Source organism: Lutimaribacter saemankumensis (assembly GCF_900100005.1).
In the GTDB taxonomy this organism is placed as follows: domain Bacteria; phylum Pseudomonadota; class Alphaproteobacteria; order Rhodobacterales; family Rhodobacteraceae; genus Lutimaribacter; species Lutimaribacter saemankumensis.
Genome location: NZ_FNEB01000001.1, coordinates 716,793 through 731,521 on the forward strand (window position 1 = coordinate 716,793; position 14,729 = coordinate 731,521).

Consider the following 14,729-nt stretch of genomic DNA (forward strand, 5'->3'; position numbering starts at 1 on the left):
TGAGGAGGCCCCCCGCTTTTCACGAAACGGGAGGATTACATGTCCAAAACCAATCTGACGCGTCGTGGCGTTCTCAAGAGCGGTGTCGGCGTCGGTGCCGGTGTCGCACTGCCGACGATCTTTACCGCATCGTCCGCCAGCGCATTTACCAACGAACCGACCGGCGGCTCGGTCACGCTGGGCTTCAACGTGCCCCAGACCGGACCTTATGCCGACGAGGGCGCCGACGAACTGCGCGCCTATGAACTGGCTGTCGAACACCTGAACGGTGGCGGCGACGGCGGCATGATGGGCACCTTCAGCTCGAAGGCGCTCGACGGGACCGGCATCCTGGGCAAGAAGGTGGAATACGTCACCGGCGACACCCAGACCAAGTCGGACGCAGCCCGCGCATCGGCCAAGTCGATGATCGAAAAGGACGGCGCCATCATGATCACCGGCGGTTCGTCCTCCGGTGTGGCAATCGCCGTTCAGGGCCTCTGCCAGGAGGCGGGCGTGATCTTCATGGCCGGCCTGACGCACTCGAACGACACGACCGGCAAGGACAAGAAGGCAAACGGCTTCCGCCACTTCTTCAACGGCTACATGTCGGGCGCGGCACTCGCGCCGGTGCTGAAAGAGCTCTATGGCGATGACCGCAAGGCCTATCACCTGACCGCCGACTACACCTGGGGCTGGACGCAGCAGGAATCCATCGCAGCCGCCACCGAGGCGCTGGGCTGGGAAACCGTTGAAAACGTGCTGACCCCGCTGGCCGCGACGGACTTCTCGTCCTACATCGCGCCGGTTCTGAACTCGGGCGCAGACGTGCTGGTTCTGAACCACTACGGCGGCAACATGGTCAACTCGCTGACCAACGCGGTTCAGTTCGGCCTGCGCAACAAGCAGGTGAACGGCAAGAACTTCGAAATCGTCGTTCCGCTCTTCTCGCGCCTGATGGCACGCGGTGCCGGCGAGAACATCAAGGGCATCGTCGGTTCGACCAACTGGCACTGGTCGCTGCAGGACGAAGGCTCCAAGGCGTTCGTCAAGTCGTTCGGCACCAAGTATGGCTTCCCGCCGAGCCAGGCCGCGCATACCTGCTACGTGCAGACGCTGCTTTATGCGGATGCCGTGCAGCGTGCCGGTTCGTTCAACCCCTGCGCCGTCGTCGAAGCCCTCGAAGGCTACGAGTTCGACGGTCTGGGCAACGGCCCGACGCTCTACCGCGCCGAGGACCACCAGTGCTTCAAGGACGTGCTGGTCGTGAAGGGCAAGGAAAACCCGACCTCGGAATTCGACCTTCTGGAAGTTGTCCAGATCACGCCCCGCGCGCAGGTCGAATACGCACCCGATCACCCGATGTTCGCAGGCGGCGCTCTGGGCTCCTGCAACCCCGGCGCCTGATCGCCAGACAAGGGTGGGCGGAAACGCCCACCCTTTTCGCACAGCTCACTGACGGCCCTGCGGGGCCTTGGGCTTTATCCACACTCCCAGGCTTAAGGGTGGGACAATGGACGCAATCATCCTGCAAATCCTGAACGGGCTCGACAAGGGCTCGGCCTATGCGCTTATCGCGCTGGGTCTGACACTTATTTTCGGCACGCTCGGCGTGGTGAATTTCGCCCATGGCGCCCTGTTCATGATCGGCGCTTTCTGCGCGGTCACGCTGCAGCGCCTGCTGAATCTCAGCTTCGAGACGATCGACCCCGACAAGACCGACTTTCTCGGCCAGCCGCTGAAGGTCAAGACACCCTATGTCGAAAGCTGGTTCGGCCCCGATGTCGGCGCCACCATCATCGACTGGTCGGTGCCGCTTGCGATCCTCTTCGCCATCCCGATCATGCTGGTCATCGGCTTTGTCATGGAACGCGGCCTGATCAAGCATTTCTACAAGCGTCCCCATGCCGACCAGATCCTCGTGACCTTCGGCCTTGCCATCGTCCTGCAGGAGATCATCAAGGCCAATTTCGGCGCCAACCCGATCCAGACCCCGGCCCCCGAGCTTCTGTCCGGCGTGGCCACGCTGATGGACGGCGTCGTCTATCCGGTCTGGCGGATCGTGTATTTCTGCTTTGCCGCGCTGATCATCGGCGGTGTCTTCGCATTCCTTCAGTTCACCACCTTCGGGATGGTCGTTCGCGCCGGCATGGCCGACCGTGAAACCGTGGGGCTGCTGGGCATCGACATCGACAGGCGCTTTACCATCATGTTCGGGCTGGCGGCCGCCGTTGCGGGCCTCGCCGGCGTGATGTACGGGCCGATCAATGCGCCCAACTACCACATGGGGATGGATTTCCTTGTCCTCAGCTTCGTCGTGGTGGTTGTGGGCGGCATGGGCTCGCTGCCCGGCGCCGTGCTTGCCGGTTTCGTTCTCGGTATCCTGGAAAGCTTTGCCTCGACCACCTGGGCAACGACCACGATCCCCGGCATCAACCAGATCATCATCTACCTTGTCGCCATCATCATCCTTCTGACCCGTCCGCGCGGTCTGATGGGACGTGCAGGCGTGATGGAGGACTGAGCCCATGTTCGGACTCGACAAAAAAGACACCACTCTTCTTCTGGTGGTCGCGCTGCTGACGCTGCTGGCCCCATTCATCCTGAACCCGTTCCCCACCGACAGCGGCCTTGCGCAGTTCAACGCGGGCTACCCGGACCTGATGCAGCGCTTCGTGATCTTCGGGATCTTCGCGATCGGGTTCAACATCCTGTTCGGCCTGACCGGTTATCTGTCCTTCGGCCACGCGGCCTTCCTGGGTGTGGGATCGTACTCGGCGGTGTGGATGTTCAAGCTGCTCAGCATGAACATCATCCCGGCCATCGTCCTGTCGGTTGTCATCGCCGGGCTCTTTGCTCTGGTCATCGGCTATGTCAGCCTGCGGCGCTCGGGTATCTACTTTTCGATCCTGACGCTGGCCTTCGCGCAGATGTCGTTCGCACTCGCCTACTCGGTTCTGACGCCGATCACCAACGGCGAAACCGGCCTTCAGCTGACACTGGAAGATCCGCGCATACTGGGCACCTCGGCCACCGCTGACGGCTCGATCCCGGTGACGAACCTGTTCGGGCTTGAAATGCGCTCGGCCACCGATCTCGTGATCGGCCCGTGGAGCTTCACATTCTCGGCAGGCTACTATGTCTGCGCGATCGTGATGCTCGTCGCCTTCTACCTCGCGATCCGCATTTTCCGCTCGCCCTTCGGCATGATGCTGCGGGCGATCAAATCGAACCAGAACCGCCTGAACTATACCGGCCTGAACTCGCGCCCCTACACATTGGCGGCCTTCGTGATCTCGGGCATGTATGCCGGCCTGGCCGGTGGCCTGATGGCGTCGATGGACCCGCTGGCGGGCGCCGAGCGGATGCAGTGGACCGCAAGCGGCGAGGTCGTTCTGATGACGATCCTCGGTGGCGCCGGCACGCTGATCGGCCCCGTTCTGGGCGCCGGCATGATCAAGTACTTCGAGAACATCTTTTCGAAGATCAACGACAACGTCCTGCATGGCTGGTTCGCCTGGATGCCGGACGGGATCGAAGACCTGACCGTGGCGATCATCCATCCCTTCATCGGCAAGGGCTGGCACCTGACCCTGGGCATCCTGTTCATGCTGGTCGTGATCTTCCTGCCCGGCGGCCTTGTCGAAGGCGGACAGCGCATCATGCGGCTTTTCAGCCGCAAGAAGGCGACCAAGGACGACAAGTCCAAAGCCAAGCAACCTGCAGAATAAGGAGAGGGACCAATGGGTATCCTTGAAGTCAAGGGCGTCAACAAGCGCTTCGGCGGTCTGCAGGCGCTGGGGGATGTGAACCTCAGCGTGGCGGAAAACACGGTGCACGCCATCATCGGCCCGAACGGCGCGGGCAAGTCCACGCTGCTCAACTGCCTGGTGGGCAAGCTGATCCCCGACACCGGATCGGTCATGTTCAACGGACAGTCGGTGCTGGGGCGCAAGCCGTTCGAAATCAACCAGATGGGCATTTCCCGCGTGTTCCAGACGCCCGAGATCTTCGGCGACCTGAGCGTGCTGGAAAACGTCATGATCCCCTGCTTTGCCAAGCGCGACGGGGCGTTCCGCATGCACGCGATCGAGGGCGTGCAGAACGAAAAGCAGATCATGGAAAAAGCGCTGCTCATGCTGGAAGACCTCAACATGGCCGACAAGCGGAACATGCACTCCGCCAGCCTCAGCCGGGGCGACAAGCGCCGCCTGGAAATGGCGATGTGCCTGGTGCAGGAACCGAAGCTGCTGCTTTTGGACGAACCGACCGCCGGCATGGCGCGCGCCGACACCAACAACACCATCGATCTTCTCAAGGAGATCAAGGAAAAGCGCGACATCACCATGTGCATCATCGAACATGACATGCATGTGGTGTTCAGCCTGGCCGACCGGATCACCGTCCTGGCGCAGGGCACGCCGCTGGTCGAAGATGCGCCCGAGAACATCAAGGGCAACCCCAAGGTGCGCGAAGCGTATCTAGGCGAAACCGCGTAAGGAGGGCCGGACATGAACGTCAAACCCGATTTTTCGAAGGGCAAGAACCTGGCCGAAACCGCCCCCGCCTACCTTTCGGTCTGGGACATCCACGCCTATTATGGCGAAAGCTACATCGTGCAGGGCGTCAGCTTCAACGTGCACGAGGGCGAAATCCTGGCCCTTCTGGGCCGGAACGGCGCAGGCAAGACATCGACCCTGCGCGCCATTGCCCGGCTGGACGACCCGCAGATCAGCCATGGCGAGGTCTGGCTGGATCACCAGCCGCTGCACCTCAAGAACAGCCACCAGGCATCGCAGCTTGGCATCGGGCTGGTGCCCGAGGATCGCCGCATCATCCCCGGCCTCACGGTCGAGGAAAACCTGCAGCTCGCCCAGATCGCCCCACCGATCGGCTGGTCGATCGAACGCCTGTACGAGCTGTTCCCCCGCCTGGGCGAACGCCGCAAGCAGGAAGGCGTCACCCTTTCGGGCGGCGAACAGCAGATGCTGGCCATTGCGCGGGCGCTGGCCCGCGACATCAAGGTGCTGCTGCTTGACGAACCCTACGAAGGTCTGGCACCCGTGATCGTGGACGAGATCGAAAAGACGCTGCGCCTGATCAAGGAACAGGGCATCACCACGGTGATCGTCGAACAGAACGCCGTTCGCGCGCTTGAGCTGGCCGACCGTTCGGTCATTCTCGACACCGGGTCGGTCGTGTTCGACGGAGCCGCCGCCGAAGTCCTCGAAAACGAGGAACTGCGCGCGGAATACCTGGCCATCTGACGGCCAGGGCCTGCCCGCCCCCGGCCGCAAGGCTTGTGTCGGGCGGGCCCATAATCGAAAATCAGGAAAGACCAAGGGACAGAAGGACGAACCATGTCTGACAAGACCTATCCCCCCGCCCCGGAATTCGCGGCGAATGCCCATGTGGACGCGGCCAGATACGCCGAGATGTACAAGGCATCGATCGACGATCCCGAAGCCTTCTGGGCCGAGCACGGCAAGCGCATCGACTGGATCAAGCCGTTCACCCGCGTGAAGGACGTGAACTACAATTTCGGTGACGTTTCGATCAAATGGTTCGAGGACGGCACGCTGAACGTCGCGGCCAACTGCATCGACCGCCACCTGGCCACGCGCGGCGATCAGACCGCGATCATCTGGGAACCGGACGAGCCGGGCGACGACGCGCAGCACATCACCTACAAGGAACTGCACGCCGAAGTCTCGAAGATGGCGAACGTGCTCAAGAACCTCGGCATCGGCAAGGGCGACCGCGTCGTCATCTACCTGCCAATGATCCCCGAGGCCGCCTATGCCATGCTGGCCTGCGCGCGCATTGGCGCGATCCATTCGATCGTCTTTGCGGGCTTCTCGCCCGACGCCCTGGGCGCCCGAGTGAACGGCTGCGACGCCAAGCTGGTGATCACCGCCGACACCGCCCCGCGCGGCGGCCGCCGCACCAAGCTCAAGGACAACGTGAACCAGGCGCTTCTGCATGACACCACGGACGTGAAATGCCTGGTCGTCCAACGCACGGGCGATCAGATCGCATGGCGCCGCGACCTGGATTTCTGGTGGCACGAAGAGGCCGAAAAAGTCAGCGCCGATTGCCCGCCCGAGGAAATGAGCGCCGAAGATCCGCTGTTCATCCTCTACACCTCGGGATCCACCGGTCAGCCCAAGGGCGTGGTGCATACGTCGGGCGGCTACCTCGTCTATGCCGCGATGACGCACCAGTACACGTTCGATTACCACGACGGTGACATCTTCTGGTGCACGGCTGATGTGGGTTGGGTGACCGGACACAGCTACATCATCTACGGCCCGCTCGCCAACGGCGCGACCACGCTGATGTTCGAGGGCGTTCCGACCTATCCCGATGCCGGCCGGTTCTGGGCGGTGTGCGAAAAGCACAAGGTCAACCAGTTCTACACCGCCCCCACCGCCATCCGCGCGCTGATGGGCCAGGGAAACGAGTTCGTCGAAAGATACGACCTCAGCGATCTCAAGCTGCTGGGCACCGTGGGCGAGCCGATCAACCCCGAGGCGTGGAACTGGTACAACGACGTCGTCGGCAAGGGCAACTGCCCCATCGTCGACACCTGGTGGCAGACAGAAACCGGTGGCCACCTGATCACCCCGCTGCCCGGCGCGACCGCGGCCAAGCCGGGATCGGCCACCCTGCCCTTCTTTGGCGTGCAGCCGGTCATCCTGGAAACCGAAAGCGGCAAGGAAATCACCACGACCGAGGCCGAAGGCGTGCTGTGCATCAAGGACAGCTGGCCGGGGCAGATGCGCACCGTCTGGGGCGATCACGACCGGTTCCAGGCGACCTATTTCCAGCAATACAAGGGCTATTACTTCTCGGGCGACGGCTGCCGCCGCGATGCCGACGGCTATTACTGGATCACCGGCCGCGTCGACGACGTGATCAACGTGTCGGGCCACCGCATGGGCACCGCCGAGGTCGAAAGCGCGCTGGTCGCCCATTCCAAGGTCGCCGAAGCCGCCGTGGTGGGCTATCCGCACGACATCAAGGGCCAGGGCATCTACGCCTATGTCACGCTGATGTCCGGGGAAACCCCGACCGAAGAGCTGCGCAAGGAGCTGTCCGACTGGGTGCGCCAGGAAATCGGCCCGATCGCCAAGCCCGACCTGATCCAATGGTCCCCCGGTCTGCCAAAGACCCGTTCGGGCAAGATCATGCGCCGCATCCTGCGCAAGATCGCCGAGAACGATTACGGCAGCCTGGGCGACACCTCGACCCTCGCCGACCCCGGCGTGGTGGACGAGCTGATCGAGAACCGCATGAACCGGGGCTGACCCCATTCTTGACGCACTAAAGGCCCCCGCCGGATACGTTTCCGGCGGGGGCTTTTCTTATTGCGGTTCCGGCACAAATGCCCGATGGAAGCGCAGCCGCCCATCCCGGGCAGCCGGTTGTGCCGCCACCGCGGCCACGGCCTCACGCGACCGCGGGTCGACAATTCCTGCCAGGCTTCGATGGAAAAACCAGATAACCGCCGCGGATCGAATGCCGTGGCCATCGACCCGGCTCCGATCCGGTTGGTCAAACGCGCGATCCTCGTGTTTTTTGGCCCGTTCTATTTCCTGTTCATCGCTTTCGTGCCGCTGCTATGCGTGCATCGCCGCGGGTTTCGCGGGTGGTACTGGCGTTTGGTGAAGCGGGCCTGTTCCAGGTTGCTGTGGCTGCTCGGCATACGCGCCGAGATGTCGGACCAAGATCGCCAGACCCTTGGCACGGATACCGGCAGCATCATCGTGATCAATCACCGCAGCCATCTCGATGGCTTTGCCCTGATGGATGTCGTCCCCGACAACAAATGGTTCACCTTTGCCGCCAAGAAGGAACTGTGCGACGCCCCGCTGCTGCGGACCGGGTTCAAGGGCGCCGGACTGGTCGAGATCGACCGGAAAAGCGGAAAGCTGGCCATGGAAACCCTTTCACGCGCCGTGCGGGACATGCCCGACCGTCAATCCGTCGTGCTGTTTCCCGAAGGCACGCGCACGGCCACGCAATCGCTTGGCGCGTTCAAGGCAGGCGCCGTGATGGTCGCGCGCGAAACGGGGCGGACGATCCGTCCAATCGTGATCCACGATTCCGACGCCCTGCTGCCACGGGGCAAGGTATTCCCCAAAAGCGGCACGATCAGGATAGATGTGCTGCCGCCCTTTCACTGCGATCCCGCCGCCACGGTGGATCAGGATGTCGAACGGCTGCGCGCGGCGATGATGGCGGTTTTCGACGGCAGCTAAGCCCGGCTTTGGTTACTGCGCGGTCCAGCCGCCATCCACAGGAATGGACACACCCGTCACATTGTGGGCAACCGGGCTGCACAGCCACAGCGCCAGCGCGCCGATTTCGGACGGGTCGCTGGTGCGCCGGCTGGGCTGCTTTTCGGCCAGCAGATCGGCGATACCGGCATCGCGATCCCCGCCATGGGCCTTGGCACGCGCTGCGACCTGCGGCTCGATGATCGCGGTTTCCGTCCAGCCCGGACAGATGCAATTAACCGTCACGCCGCCCGCCTGCTTGCTGCCCGCATCGGCATATTCCAGCGCCGCCACCTTGGACAGCCCCACCAGCCCGTGCTTGGCCGCCACGTAAGGCGCCTTTTCTCTCGACGCGACCAGCCCATGCACGCTGGCGATGTTGATCACCCGGCCATAACCGCGTTCGGCCATCAACGGCATTGCCGCCTGCATCGTGTGAAACGCCGCCGTCAGGTTCACCGCCAGGATCGCATCCCAGGTGTCCCGGCCCACATCCTTTAATGCGGCCGTTTTCTGGATACCGGCATTGTTCACCAGGATATCCGCCCTGCCCCACGCAGCGACGGCCTGCATCAGCTCGTCCACCTGGTCAGGATTGCGCAGGTCGCCGTGAAAGAACTCGGCCTGCGGCGCGCCCTTTTCGCGCAGATGGGTGCAGACCTCGTCGATCTGGCTGTCGCCCGCCAGCCCATGCACCGCGATGCGCGCGCCCGCCCCGGCCAGAGCCTCGGCAATCGCCAGTCCGATCCCCTGCACCGAGCCCGTCACAAGGGCCGTTTTTCCACTCAGATTCGTCATGCCACACCCTCCTCCAGACGTTTGCGCAATTCTGTCTTCAAAACCTTGCCATAGTTGTTTTTTGGCAATTCTGACAGCGAATAATACGATTTTGGCCGCTTGAAACGTGCGATTTGTGCAAGGCAATGCGCGTCCAACTCGGCCTCGGTCAGCGGTTGCCCAGGCGTACAAACCACGAAGGCGACCACCTCTTCGCCCCATTCCGGGTCGGGCCGGCCGACGACGGCGACCTCCTGCACGGACGGGTGCGTCAGCAGCGCCTCTTCGACCTCGCGCGGATAGATATTCGTGCCGCCCGAGATGATCATGTCCTTGGAACGGTCCTGCATGGTGACATAGCCGTCCTCGTCCATGAACCCGACATCGCCGGTCTTCAGCCAGCCGCCGACCAGCGTCTTGGCGGTCGCCTCGGGGTTCTGCCAGTAGCCAGGCATGACGGTGTCGCCGCGCGCCATGATTTCACCGGGCGTGCCGCGCGGCACCTCGCGGCCCTCGGCATCGCCGATCCGCACCATGACCGACGCCTGCGCCCGCCCGACCGAGGCCAGCCGTTCGCGCCAACGCGGATGATCGCGATCCGCCACCTCTTCGCGCGACAGCGCGGTGATCGCCATCGGGCATTCGCCCTGCCCGTAGATCTGCACGAAAATCGGGCCGAACAGGTCCACGGCCTCGACGATATCGGCCACGTACATCGGCCCGCCGCCATAGACGATGGTGCGCAGGCCCTTGCCCGTTTCGCCCATCTCCTGCGCGGCAAGCGTCATCCGCTTGATCATCGTCGGCGCGGCAAACATGTGCACCCTCTCGAAATACCGCGCGAGGTCGAAAATCTCGCCCGGTTCGAACCCGCCCGAGACAGGGCAGACATGCCGCGCGCCCATCTGCACATGCATCAGGTTGTAGATCCCTGCCCCGTGCGACAGCGGCGCGGCATAAAGCGCCGTGTCCTCGGCCGAGACGCGATCCACATCCACCTGATAATCCAGCGCCATGTTGATCAGCATCCGGTTGGTGATCATCACGCCCTTGGGCCGGCCGGTGGTGCCGGATGTGTAGAACAACCAGCACAGATCGTCGGCGGCACGTTCCGTCACCCCATCGATCGGGATGTGGGCGCGCGCGCGGGCGAACATGTCCGACCCGGTGTCGATAACCCGCGCCGGGGCATCAGCCTCGGACAGGGCCTCCGCCAGGGCCGACGTGGCAAAGGCGATACGCGCACCGCTGTTTTCGATGATCCAGGCGGCCTCGCGCCCGTGCAGCTTGGCGTTGATGGGCACGACCACCGCGCCGGCATACCAGATGCCATATTGCACGATCAGATAGTCGGGAACGTTCTTCATGAAGATCGCGACCCGGTCGCCGGGCGCGATGCCCTGCGCCCTCAGCCATCCCGCGACCGCACGCGCGGCGGCGTCGAACCCGGCATAATTTTCCACCAGGTCGGTCCCGAGATACAGCGCAGGCCGTCCGGGCCAGCGGATCGCACTGCGTTGCAGCCACAAACCGATATTCATTGGGCTTGCTCCCTCCCTCGTCCGGGTTCAGAAAACCATCGCAGCCCACCGCAATCAATTGGTAGAAATACGGGCATGGATATCGCCGAGACAGTTTTCGAAAACGCACCGGTCGGGCTGTGCCTGCTGGAAAACCGGATCATCCGGCGCTGCAACGCCCTGTTCGCCGAGGCGTTCGGCGGTGCGCCCGGCGATTACACCGACACGCCCGTGGCCGATCTTTACCCCAGTCCCGAGGATTACAAACGCATCGGCGCGCGCGGGCTGTCGGTGATGCGCGAAACCGGGCGCTATGCGGATGAACGCGTGATGCGGCGGCAGGACGGGCAGCTTTTCTGGTGCCGGGTCCGCGGGCAAAGCCTGACGCCCGACGATCCATTCCGGCGCGGGATATGGTCATTCGCCGATCTGTCCGACGAACGCCCGCTTGTCGAACTCACGCAGCGCGAACGCGAAGTGGCGATCCTGACCTGCCGCGGCATGACGTCGAAAGAGATCGGCCGCGATCTCGGGCTGAGCTATCGCACGGTCGAAGTCTACCGCGCGCGATTGCTCGAGAAATTTCACGCAAGAAAACTGGCCGAACTCGTTGCGAAACTTTCGGGCATGCCGCTCTGAGGCGCGAAAAGCCGCGGATCGCGTGCTTTTCCCCTCGCAATCCGGGGCCAAAACCCCCAAATTCAGCCGAAACCGCCGCTTTTCGTCGGGTCAGCTATCCCCTATAAGCGGCGGCCAGAGGCCGGGCCATCACGATGCGCCCGACGGACAGAACCGGCGAGGACACCGATGAACAAAAAGACCCATGATGCCGACGTGACTTTCATCCAGGCACTGGCGGAACTGCTGCGCGAAAACGATCTCAACGAGCTTGAGGTGATGCGCGAATACGGCGAGAACGACAGCCTGAATGTCCGCGTCAGCCGCGGTGGCGCACAAGTGGTGACGCAGGTCGCAGCCGCCGCGCCCGCCCCGGTGGCCGCACCAGCGGCCCCGGCAGCCGCAGCCCCCGCCGCAGCACCAGCCGCCGAAGCGGACCCCGCCAGCCACCCTGGCGCCGTGACCTCGCCCATGGTCGGCACGGTCTACCTGCAGCCCGAGCCCGGCGCGCCGTCATTCGTCAGCGTGGGCGACAAGGTGGCCGAAGGCGACACGCTGCTGATCATCGAGGCCATGAAGACCATGAACCATATCCCCGCCCCCCGCGGCGGCACCGTCAAGCGCATCCTGGTCGAAGATGGCGGCGCGGTGGAATATGGCGCGCCCCTGATGATCATCGAGTGAGGCCGCGATCATGTTCGACAAGATCCTGATCGCCAACCGCGGCGAGATCGCGCTCCGCGTCATCCGCGCCTGCCGTGAGATGGGCATCCAGTCGGTCGCCGTGCATTCCACGGCCGATACCGACGCGATGCACGTCCGCATGGCCGACGAATCGGTCTGCATCGGCCCGCCCTCGGGCACCGAAAGCTATCTGTCGATCCCGGCGATCATCTCGGCCTGCGAGGTGACGGGCGCGCAGGCGATCCATCCCGGTTACGGCTTTCTCAGCGAGAATGCCAATTTCGTCCAGATCGTCGAAGATCACGGCATCACCTTCATAGGGCCGTCGGCCGAACATATCCGCATCATGGGCGACAAGATCACCGCCAAGGACACCGCCAAGAAACTGGGCATCCCTGTAGTGCCCGGCTCCGAAGGCGGTGTGCCCGATGTGGCCGCCGCGAAAAAGATCGGCGCCGATTTCGGATACCCGGTGATCATCAAGGCGACCGCCGGTGGCGGCGGGCGCGGCATGAAGGTCGCCCGCAACGAGGCCGAGATGGAACGCGCCTTCCAGACCGCGCGCTCGGAGGCCAAGGCCGCTTTCGGCAATGACGAGGTCTATATCGAGAAATACCTGCAAAAGCCGCGCCATATCGAAATCCAGGTATTCGGCGACGGCAAGGGCGGCGGGGTGCATCTGGGCGAACGCGACTGTTCTCTGCAACGGCGTCACCAGAAAGTCTTTGAAGAAGCCCCCGGCCCCGCCATCAGCGCCGAGGAACGCGCGCGCATCGGCGGCATCTGCGCCAACGCGATTGCCGAAATGGGCTATCGCGGCGCCGGCACGATCGAATTCCTCTACGAAGACGGCGAGTTCTACTTCATCGAAATGAACACGCGCCTTCAGGTCGAACACCCCGTGACCGAGGCGATTTTCGGTGTCGACCTCGTGCGCGAACAGATCCGCGTCGCCGAAGGGCTGCCGATGTCCTTTACCCAGGACGATCTGCAGATCAACGGCCACGCAATCGAGGTACGGATCAACGCCGAAAAGCTGCCGAACTTCGCCCCCTGTCCCGGAACGATCACGCAATACCATGCCCCCGGCGGCTTGGGCGTGCGTATGGATTCGGCACTCTATGACGGCTACCGGATCCCACCCTACTACGACAGCCTGATCGGCAAGCTGATCGTGCATGGCCGCGACCGCCCCGAGGCGTTGTCGCGTCTCAACCGTGCATTGGGCGAATTGATCGTGGACGGCGTCGACACCACCGTGCCGCTGTTCCACGCGCTGCTGCAAGAAGCCGACATTCTCAGTGGAAATTACAATATCCACTGGCTGGAACGCTGGCTCGAGGCGAATTTGCAGGCATGATTTGCCGTCCGGGTCATCCAGGGATCGACCCGGACGCGATCCCCCTCGCCATTCCGGGTGCGTTCAGGCAGACTCGGGCTCATGCCGCGCGATGACCCCGACATCAGCCCTGACCTTTTGCTCCACGCCTATGCGGCGGGGGTATTTCCGATGGCCGAAACGCGCAGCGACCCGGACCTGTTCTGGGTCGATCCGCGACGGCGCGGGGTCATTCCGCTGGACGGGTTCCACATTTCGCGCAGCCTGGCCCGCGCCATAAGGCGCGGCGACTACCGCGTCAGCATCGACCGCGACTTTGCGGGCGTCGTGGACGGATGCGCCGACCGCGAGGAAACCTGGATTTCCGAACGTATCCGTACGCTTTACATGTCGCTGTTCGATCTGAACCGTGCCCATTCGCTCGAAGTTTGGGATGAAAGCGGGACATATCTGATCGGCGGTGTTTACGGCGTCACGCTGGGACGCGCGTTCTTTGGGGAAAGCATGTTTTCGCGCCGGCGCGACGCCTCGAAGATCGCGCTGGCCTGGCTGGTCGATCACCTGCGGCGCTGCGGCTTCACCCTGTTCGACACGCAATTCCTGACACCGCATCTGGCGTCGCTCGGCGGCGTGGAAATCCCGCGCGCCGAATACCGCGCGCGGCTGGCCGAAGCGTTGGAGGGGGATGCCGATTTCAACGGCCACGACCTGTCAGGCGACGGTCACAGCGTATTGCACCGGATGACCCAAACGTCATAGCGCGGATGGTCAAGCGCGTTCAGCGCAGGGGACGACGCGATCATCCAGCCCGAAAAGACCGGTTCGCCATCGGTGTCCCGCACGGTTACGAACGCATAGGCATCACCCGAAGGGTTGCCCTCGGGATAGCGGCATTCCCCCAGTTCAAGCTGCAAACGCCCCATCGACGCCGCGCCGCCATTGGGCAGCTCAACATCGCGCAACTCGCCTGTCAGCTTGTCTAGCACGCGCAGGATCGCGCCATTGCCCCGACTTACCGCTTCGGCCCAGCCTGTGCTTGCCGCCAGCAGCAAACCGGCCAGCAGCAGCCCCCTCATTGGCCTTCGCCCCCGTTGCCCGATACGAATTTGAGCAGCAGCGACACGAGGCTGACCGAGCTTTGCGTATCCTCGATCTCGGATCCGGGCTCCAGGTTGAACGGAGAGCCACCCGGCATGATTTCCACGAAATTCCCGCCAAGCAGCCCTTCGGACGACACGATCACCGCGCTGTCGTCGGGGATTTCGATCCCGTTCGCGACCGAAAAAGTCGTGTCCGCCCGGAATGTCTGCGGGTTCAGCGCAATGTCGGTCACGGTGCCGATCTTGACCCCGGCCAGGCGCACGTCGGTCCCTACATTGACACCTTCGATGGACCGGAAGGACGCCGACAGCGGGTAGCCCGCGGTCGAGGTGGCAAACCCGGTCGTCTGCCCCGTATAGACCACAAAGCCGATGGCGGCCGCCAGAACCGCGCCGCCGACCAGGATTTCGGTGGAGGAATGCGACATGG

General features: G+C 63.5%; 15 protein-coding genes. 11 read left to right on the forward strand and 4 right to left on the reverse strand.

What is annotated here, in order from left to right; translation table 11 throughout:
* The first annotated feature begins 39 nt into the window (after nt 1-39).
* The 7 genes from BLT50_RS03545 to BLT50_RS03575 all read left to right on the forward strand — a co-directional run bounded on the left by BLT50_RS03545 (nt 40) and on the right by BLT50_RS03575 (nt 8,243).
* On the forward strand, nt 40-1,386 hold the full coding sequence (locus tag BLT50_RS03545; protein WP_090026492.1) for a substrate-binding protein: 1,347 nt from the start codon (nt 40-42) through the stop codon (nt 1,384-1,386).
* Nucleotides 1,387-1,492: 106 nt separating this feature from the next.
* The gene (locus tag BLT50_RS03550) at nt 1,493-2,503 is read left to right on the forward strand and encodes a branched-chain amino acid ABC transporter permease (RefSeq protein WP_090026494.1); all 1,011 of its coding nucleotides are present in this window, start codon (nt 1,493-1,495) and stop codon (nt 2,501-2,503) included.
* Nucleotides 2,504-2,507: 4 nt separating this feature from the next.
* On the forward strand, nt 2,508-3,710 hold the full coding sequence (locus BLT50_RS03555; RefSeq protein ID WP_090026497.1) for a branched-chain amino acid ABC transporter permease: 1,203 nt from the start codon (nt 2,508-2,510) through the stop codon (nt 3,708-3,710).
* A gap of 12 nt (nt 3,711-3,722) precedes the next feature.
* Entirely contained in the window at nt 3,723-4,478 is a 756-nt protein-coding gene (locus BLT50_RS03560) for an ABC transporter ATP-binding protein (protein WP_090026499.1), read from the forward strand.
* A 12-nt stretch (nt 4,479-4,490) separates the two neighbouring features.
* The gene (locus BLT50_RS03565) at nt 4,491-5,246 is read left to right on the forward strand and encodes an ABC transporter ATP-binding protein (protein WP_090026502.1); all 756 of its coding nucleotides are present in this window, start codon (nt 4,491-4,493) and stop codon (nt 5,244-5,246) included.
* Nucleotides 5,247-5,339: 93 nt separating this feature from the next.
* Complete coding sequence (gene acs, locus BLT50_RS03570; protein ID WP_090026504.1) at nt 5,340-7,289, forward strand: acetate--CoA ligase; 1,950 nt, start codon at nt 5,340-5,342, stop codon at nt 7,287-7,289.
* A gap of 180 nt (nt 7,290-7,469) precedes the next feature.
* Entirely contained in the window at nt 7,470-8,243 is a 774-nt protein-coding gene (locus BLT50_RS03575; protein WP_175491384.1) for a lysophospholipid acyltransferase family protein, read from the forward strand.
* 12 nt (nt 8,244-8,255) lie between these two features.
* Here BLT50_RS03575 and BLT50_RS03580 read toward each other — a convergent pair whose 3' ends face one another.
* Together BLT50_RS03580 and BLT50_RS03585 are read right to left on the reverse strand one after the other, a co-directional pair.
* Nucleotides 8,256-9,059, reverse strand: a complete 804-nt coding sequence (locus BLT50_RS03580; RefSeq protein ID WP_090026508.1) for a 3-hydroxybutyrate dehydrogenase — start codon at nt 9,057-9,059, stop codon at nt 8,256-8,258.
* Entirely contained in the window at nt 9,056-10,579 is a 1,524-nt protein-coding gene (locus BLT50_RS03585) for a class I adenylate-forming enzyme family protein (RefSeq protein WP_090026510.1), read from the reverse strand. The genes BLT50_RS03580 and BLT50_RS03585 overlap by 4 nt, the downstream gene beginning before the upstream one ends.
* Before the next feature lie 75 nt (nt 10,580-10,654).
* On the opposite strand from BLT50_RS03585, the gene BLT50_RS03590 reads away from it, so the two are divergent.
* From BLT50_RS03590 to aat, 4 genes are all read left to right on the forward strand, one after another.
* Nucleotides 10,655-11,197, forward strand: coding sequence for a LuxR C-terminal-related transcriptional regulator (locus tag BLT50_RS03590; protein ID WP_175491385.1), 543 nt, complete (start codon nt 10,655-10,657; stop codon nt 11,195-11,197).
* 168 nt (nt 11,198-11,365) lie between these two features.
* Nucleotides 11,366-11,860 carry an acetyl-CoA carboxylase biotin carboxyl carrier protein gene (gene accB / locus BLT50_RS03595; protein WP_090026512.1) on the forward strand — a complete coding sequence of 165 codons (495 nt, stop codon included), beginning with the start codon at nt 11,366-11,368 and terminating at the stop codon, nt 11,858-11,860.
* A 10-nt stretch (nt 11,861-11,870) separates the two neighbouring features.
* A complete protein-coding gene (accC, locus tag BLT50_RS03600; protein ID WP_090026514.1) occupies nt 11,871-13,220 on the forward strand; it encodes an acetyl-CoA carboxylase biotin carboxylase subunit in 1,350 nt (449 codons plus the stop codon).
* 81 nt (nt 13,221-13,301) lie between these two features.
* Nucleotides 13,302-13,958, forward strand: a complete 657-nt coding sequence (gene aat / locus BLT50_RS03605; RefSeq protein WP_090026516.1) for a leucyl/phenylalanyl-tRNA--protein transferase — start codon at nt 13,302-13,304, stop codon at nt 13,956-13,958.
* Here aat and BLT50_RS03610 read toward each other — a convergent pair.
* Nucleotides 13,922-14,275: a DUF2155 domain-containing protein gene (locus BLT50_RS03610; protein WP_090026518.1), complete on the reverse strand. Its 354-nt coding sequence runs from the start codon at nt 14,273-14,275 to the stop codon at nt 13,922-13,924. The genes aat and BLT50_RS03610 overlap by 37 nt on opposite strands.
* Entirely contained in the window at nt 14,272-14,727 is a 456-nt protein-coding gene (mlaD, locus tag BLT50_RS03615) for an outer membrane lipid asymmetry maintenance protein MlaD (RefSeq protein WP_090026520.1), read from the reverse strand. Before mlaD ends, BLT50_RS03610 begins: the two co-directional genes overlap by 4 nt.
* Between the last annotated feature and the right edge of the window lie 2 nt (nt 14,728-14,729).

Coding starts and splice junctions, on each gene's coding strand:
- BLT50_RS03545 (WP_090026492.1), top strand. CDS start 40: ATGTCCAAAACCAATCTGACGCGTCGTGGCGTTCTCAAGAGCGGTGTC.
- BLT50_RS03550 (WP_090026494.1), top strand. CDS start 1,493: ATGGACGCAATCATCCTGCAAATCCTGAACGGGCTCGACAAGGGCTCG.
- BLT50_RS03555 (WP_090026497.1), top strand. CDS start 2,508: ATGTTCGGACTCGACAAAAAAGACACCACTCTTCTTCTGGTGGTCGCG.
- BLT50_RS03560 (WP_090026499.1), top strand. CDS start 3,723: ATGGGTATCCTTGAAGTCAAGGGCGTCAACAAGCGCTTCGGCGGTCTG.
- BLT50_RS03565 (WP_090026502.1), top strand. CDS start 4,491: ATGAACGTCAAACCCGATTTTTCGAAGGGCAAGAACCTGGCCGAAACC.
- acs (WP_090026504.1), top strand. CDS start 5,340: ATGTCTGACAAGACCTATCCCCCCGCCCCGGAATTCGCGGCGAATGCC.
- BLT50_RS03575 (WP_175491384.1), top strand. CDS start 7,470: ATGGAAAAACCAGATAACCGCCGCGGATCGAATGCCGTGGCCATCGAC.
- BLT50_RS03580 (WP_090026508.1), bottom strand. CDS start 9,059: ATGACGAATCTGAGTGGAAAAACGGCCCTTGTGACGGGCTCGGTGCAG.
- BLT50_RS03585 (WP_090026510.1), bottom strand. CDS start 10,579: ATGAATATCGGTTTGTGGCTGCAACGCAGTGCGATCCGCTGGCCCGGA.
- BLT50_RS03590 (WP_175491385.1), top strand. CDS start 10,655: ATGGATATCGCCGAGACAGTTTTCGAAAACGCACCGGTCGGGCTGTGC.
- accB (WP_090026512.1), top strand. CDS start 11,366: ATGAACAAAAAGACCCATGATGCCGACGTGACTTTCATCCAGGCACTG.
- accC (WP_090026514.1), top strand. CDS start 11,871: ATGTTCGACAAGATCCTGATCGCCAACCGCGGCGAGATCGCGCTCCGC.
- aat (WP_090026516.1), top strand. CDS start 13,302: ATGCCGCGCGATGACCCCGACATCAGCCCTGACCTTTTGCTCCACGCC.
- BLT50_RS03610 (WP_090026518.1), bottom strand. CDS start 14,275: ATGAGGGGGCTGCTGCTGGCCGGTTTGCTGCTGGCGGCAAGCACAGGC.
- mlaD (WP_090026520.1), bottom strand. CDS start 14,727: ATGTCGCATTCCTCCACCGAAATCCTGGTCGGCGGCGCGGTTCTGGCG.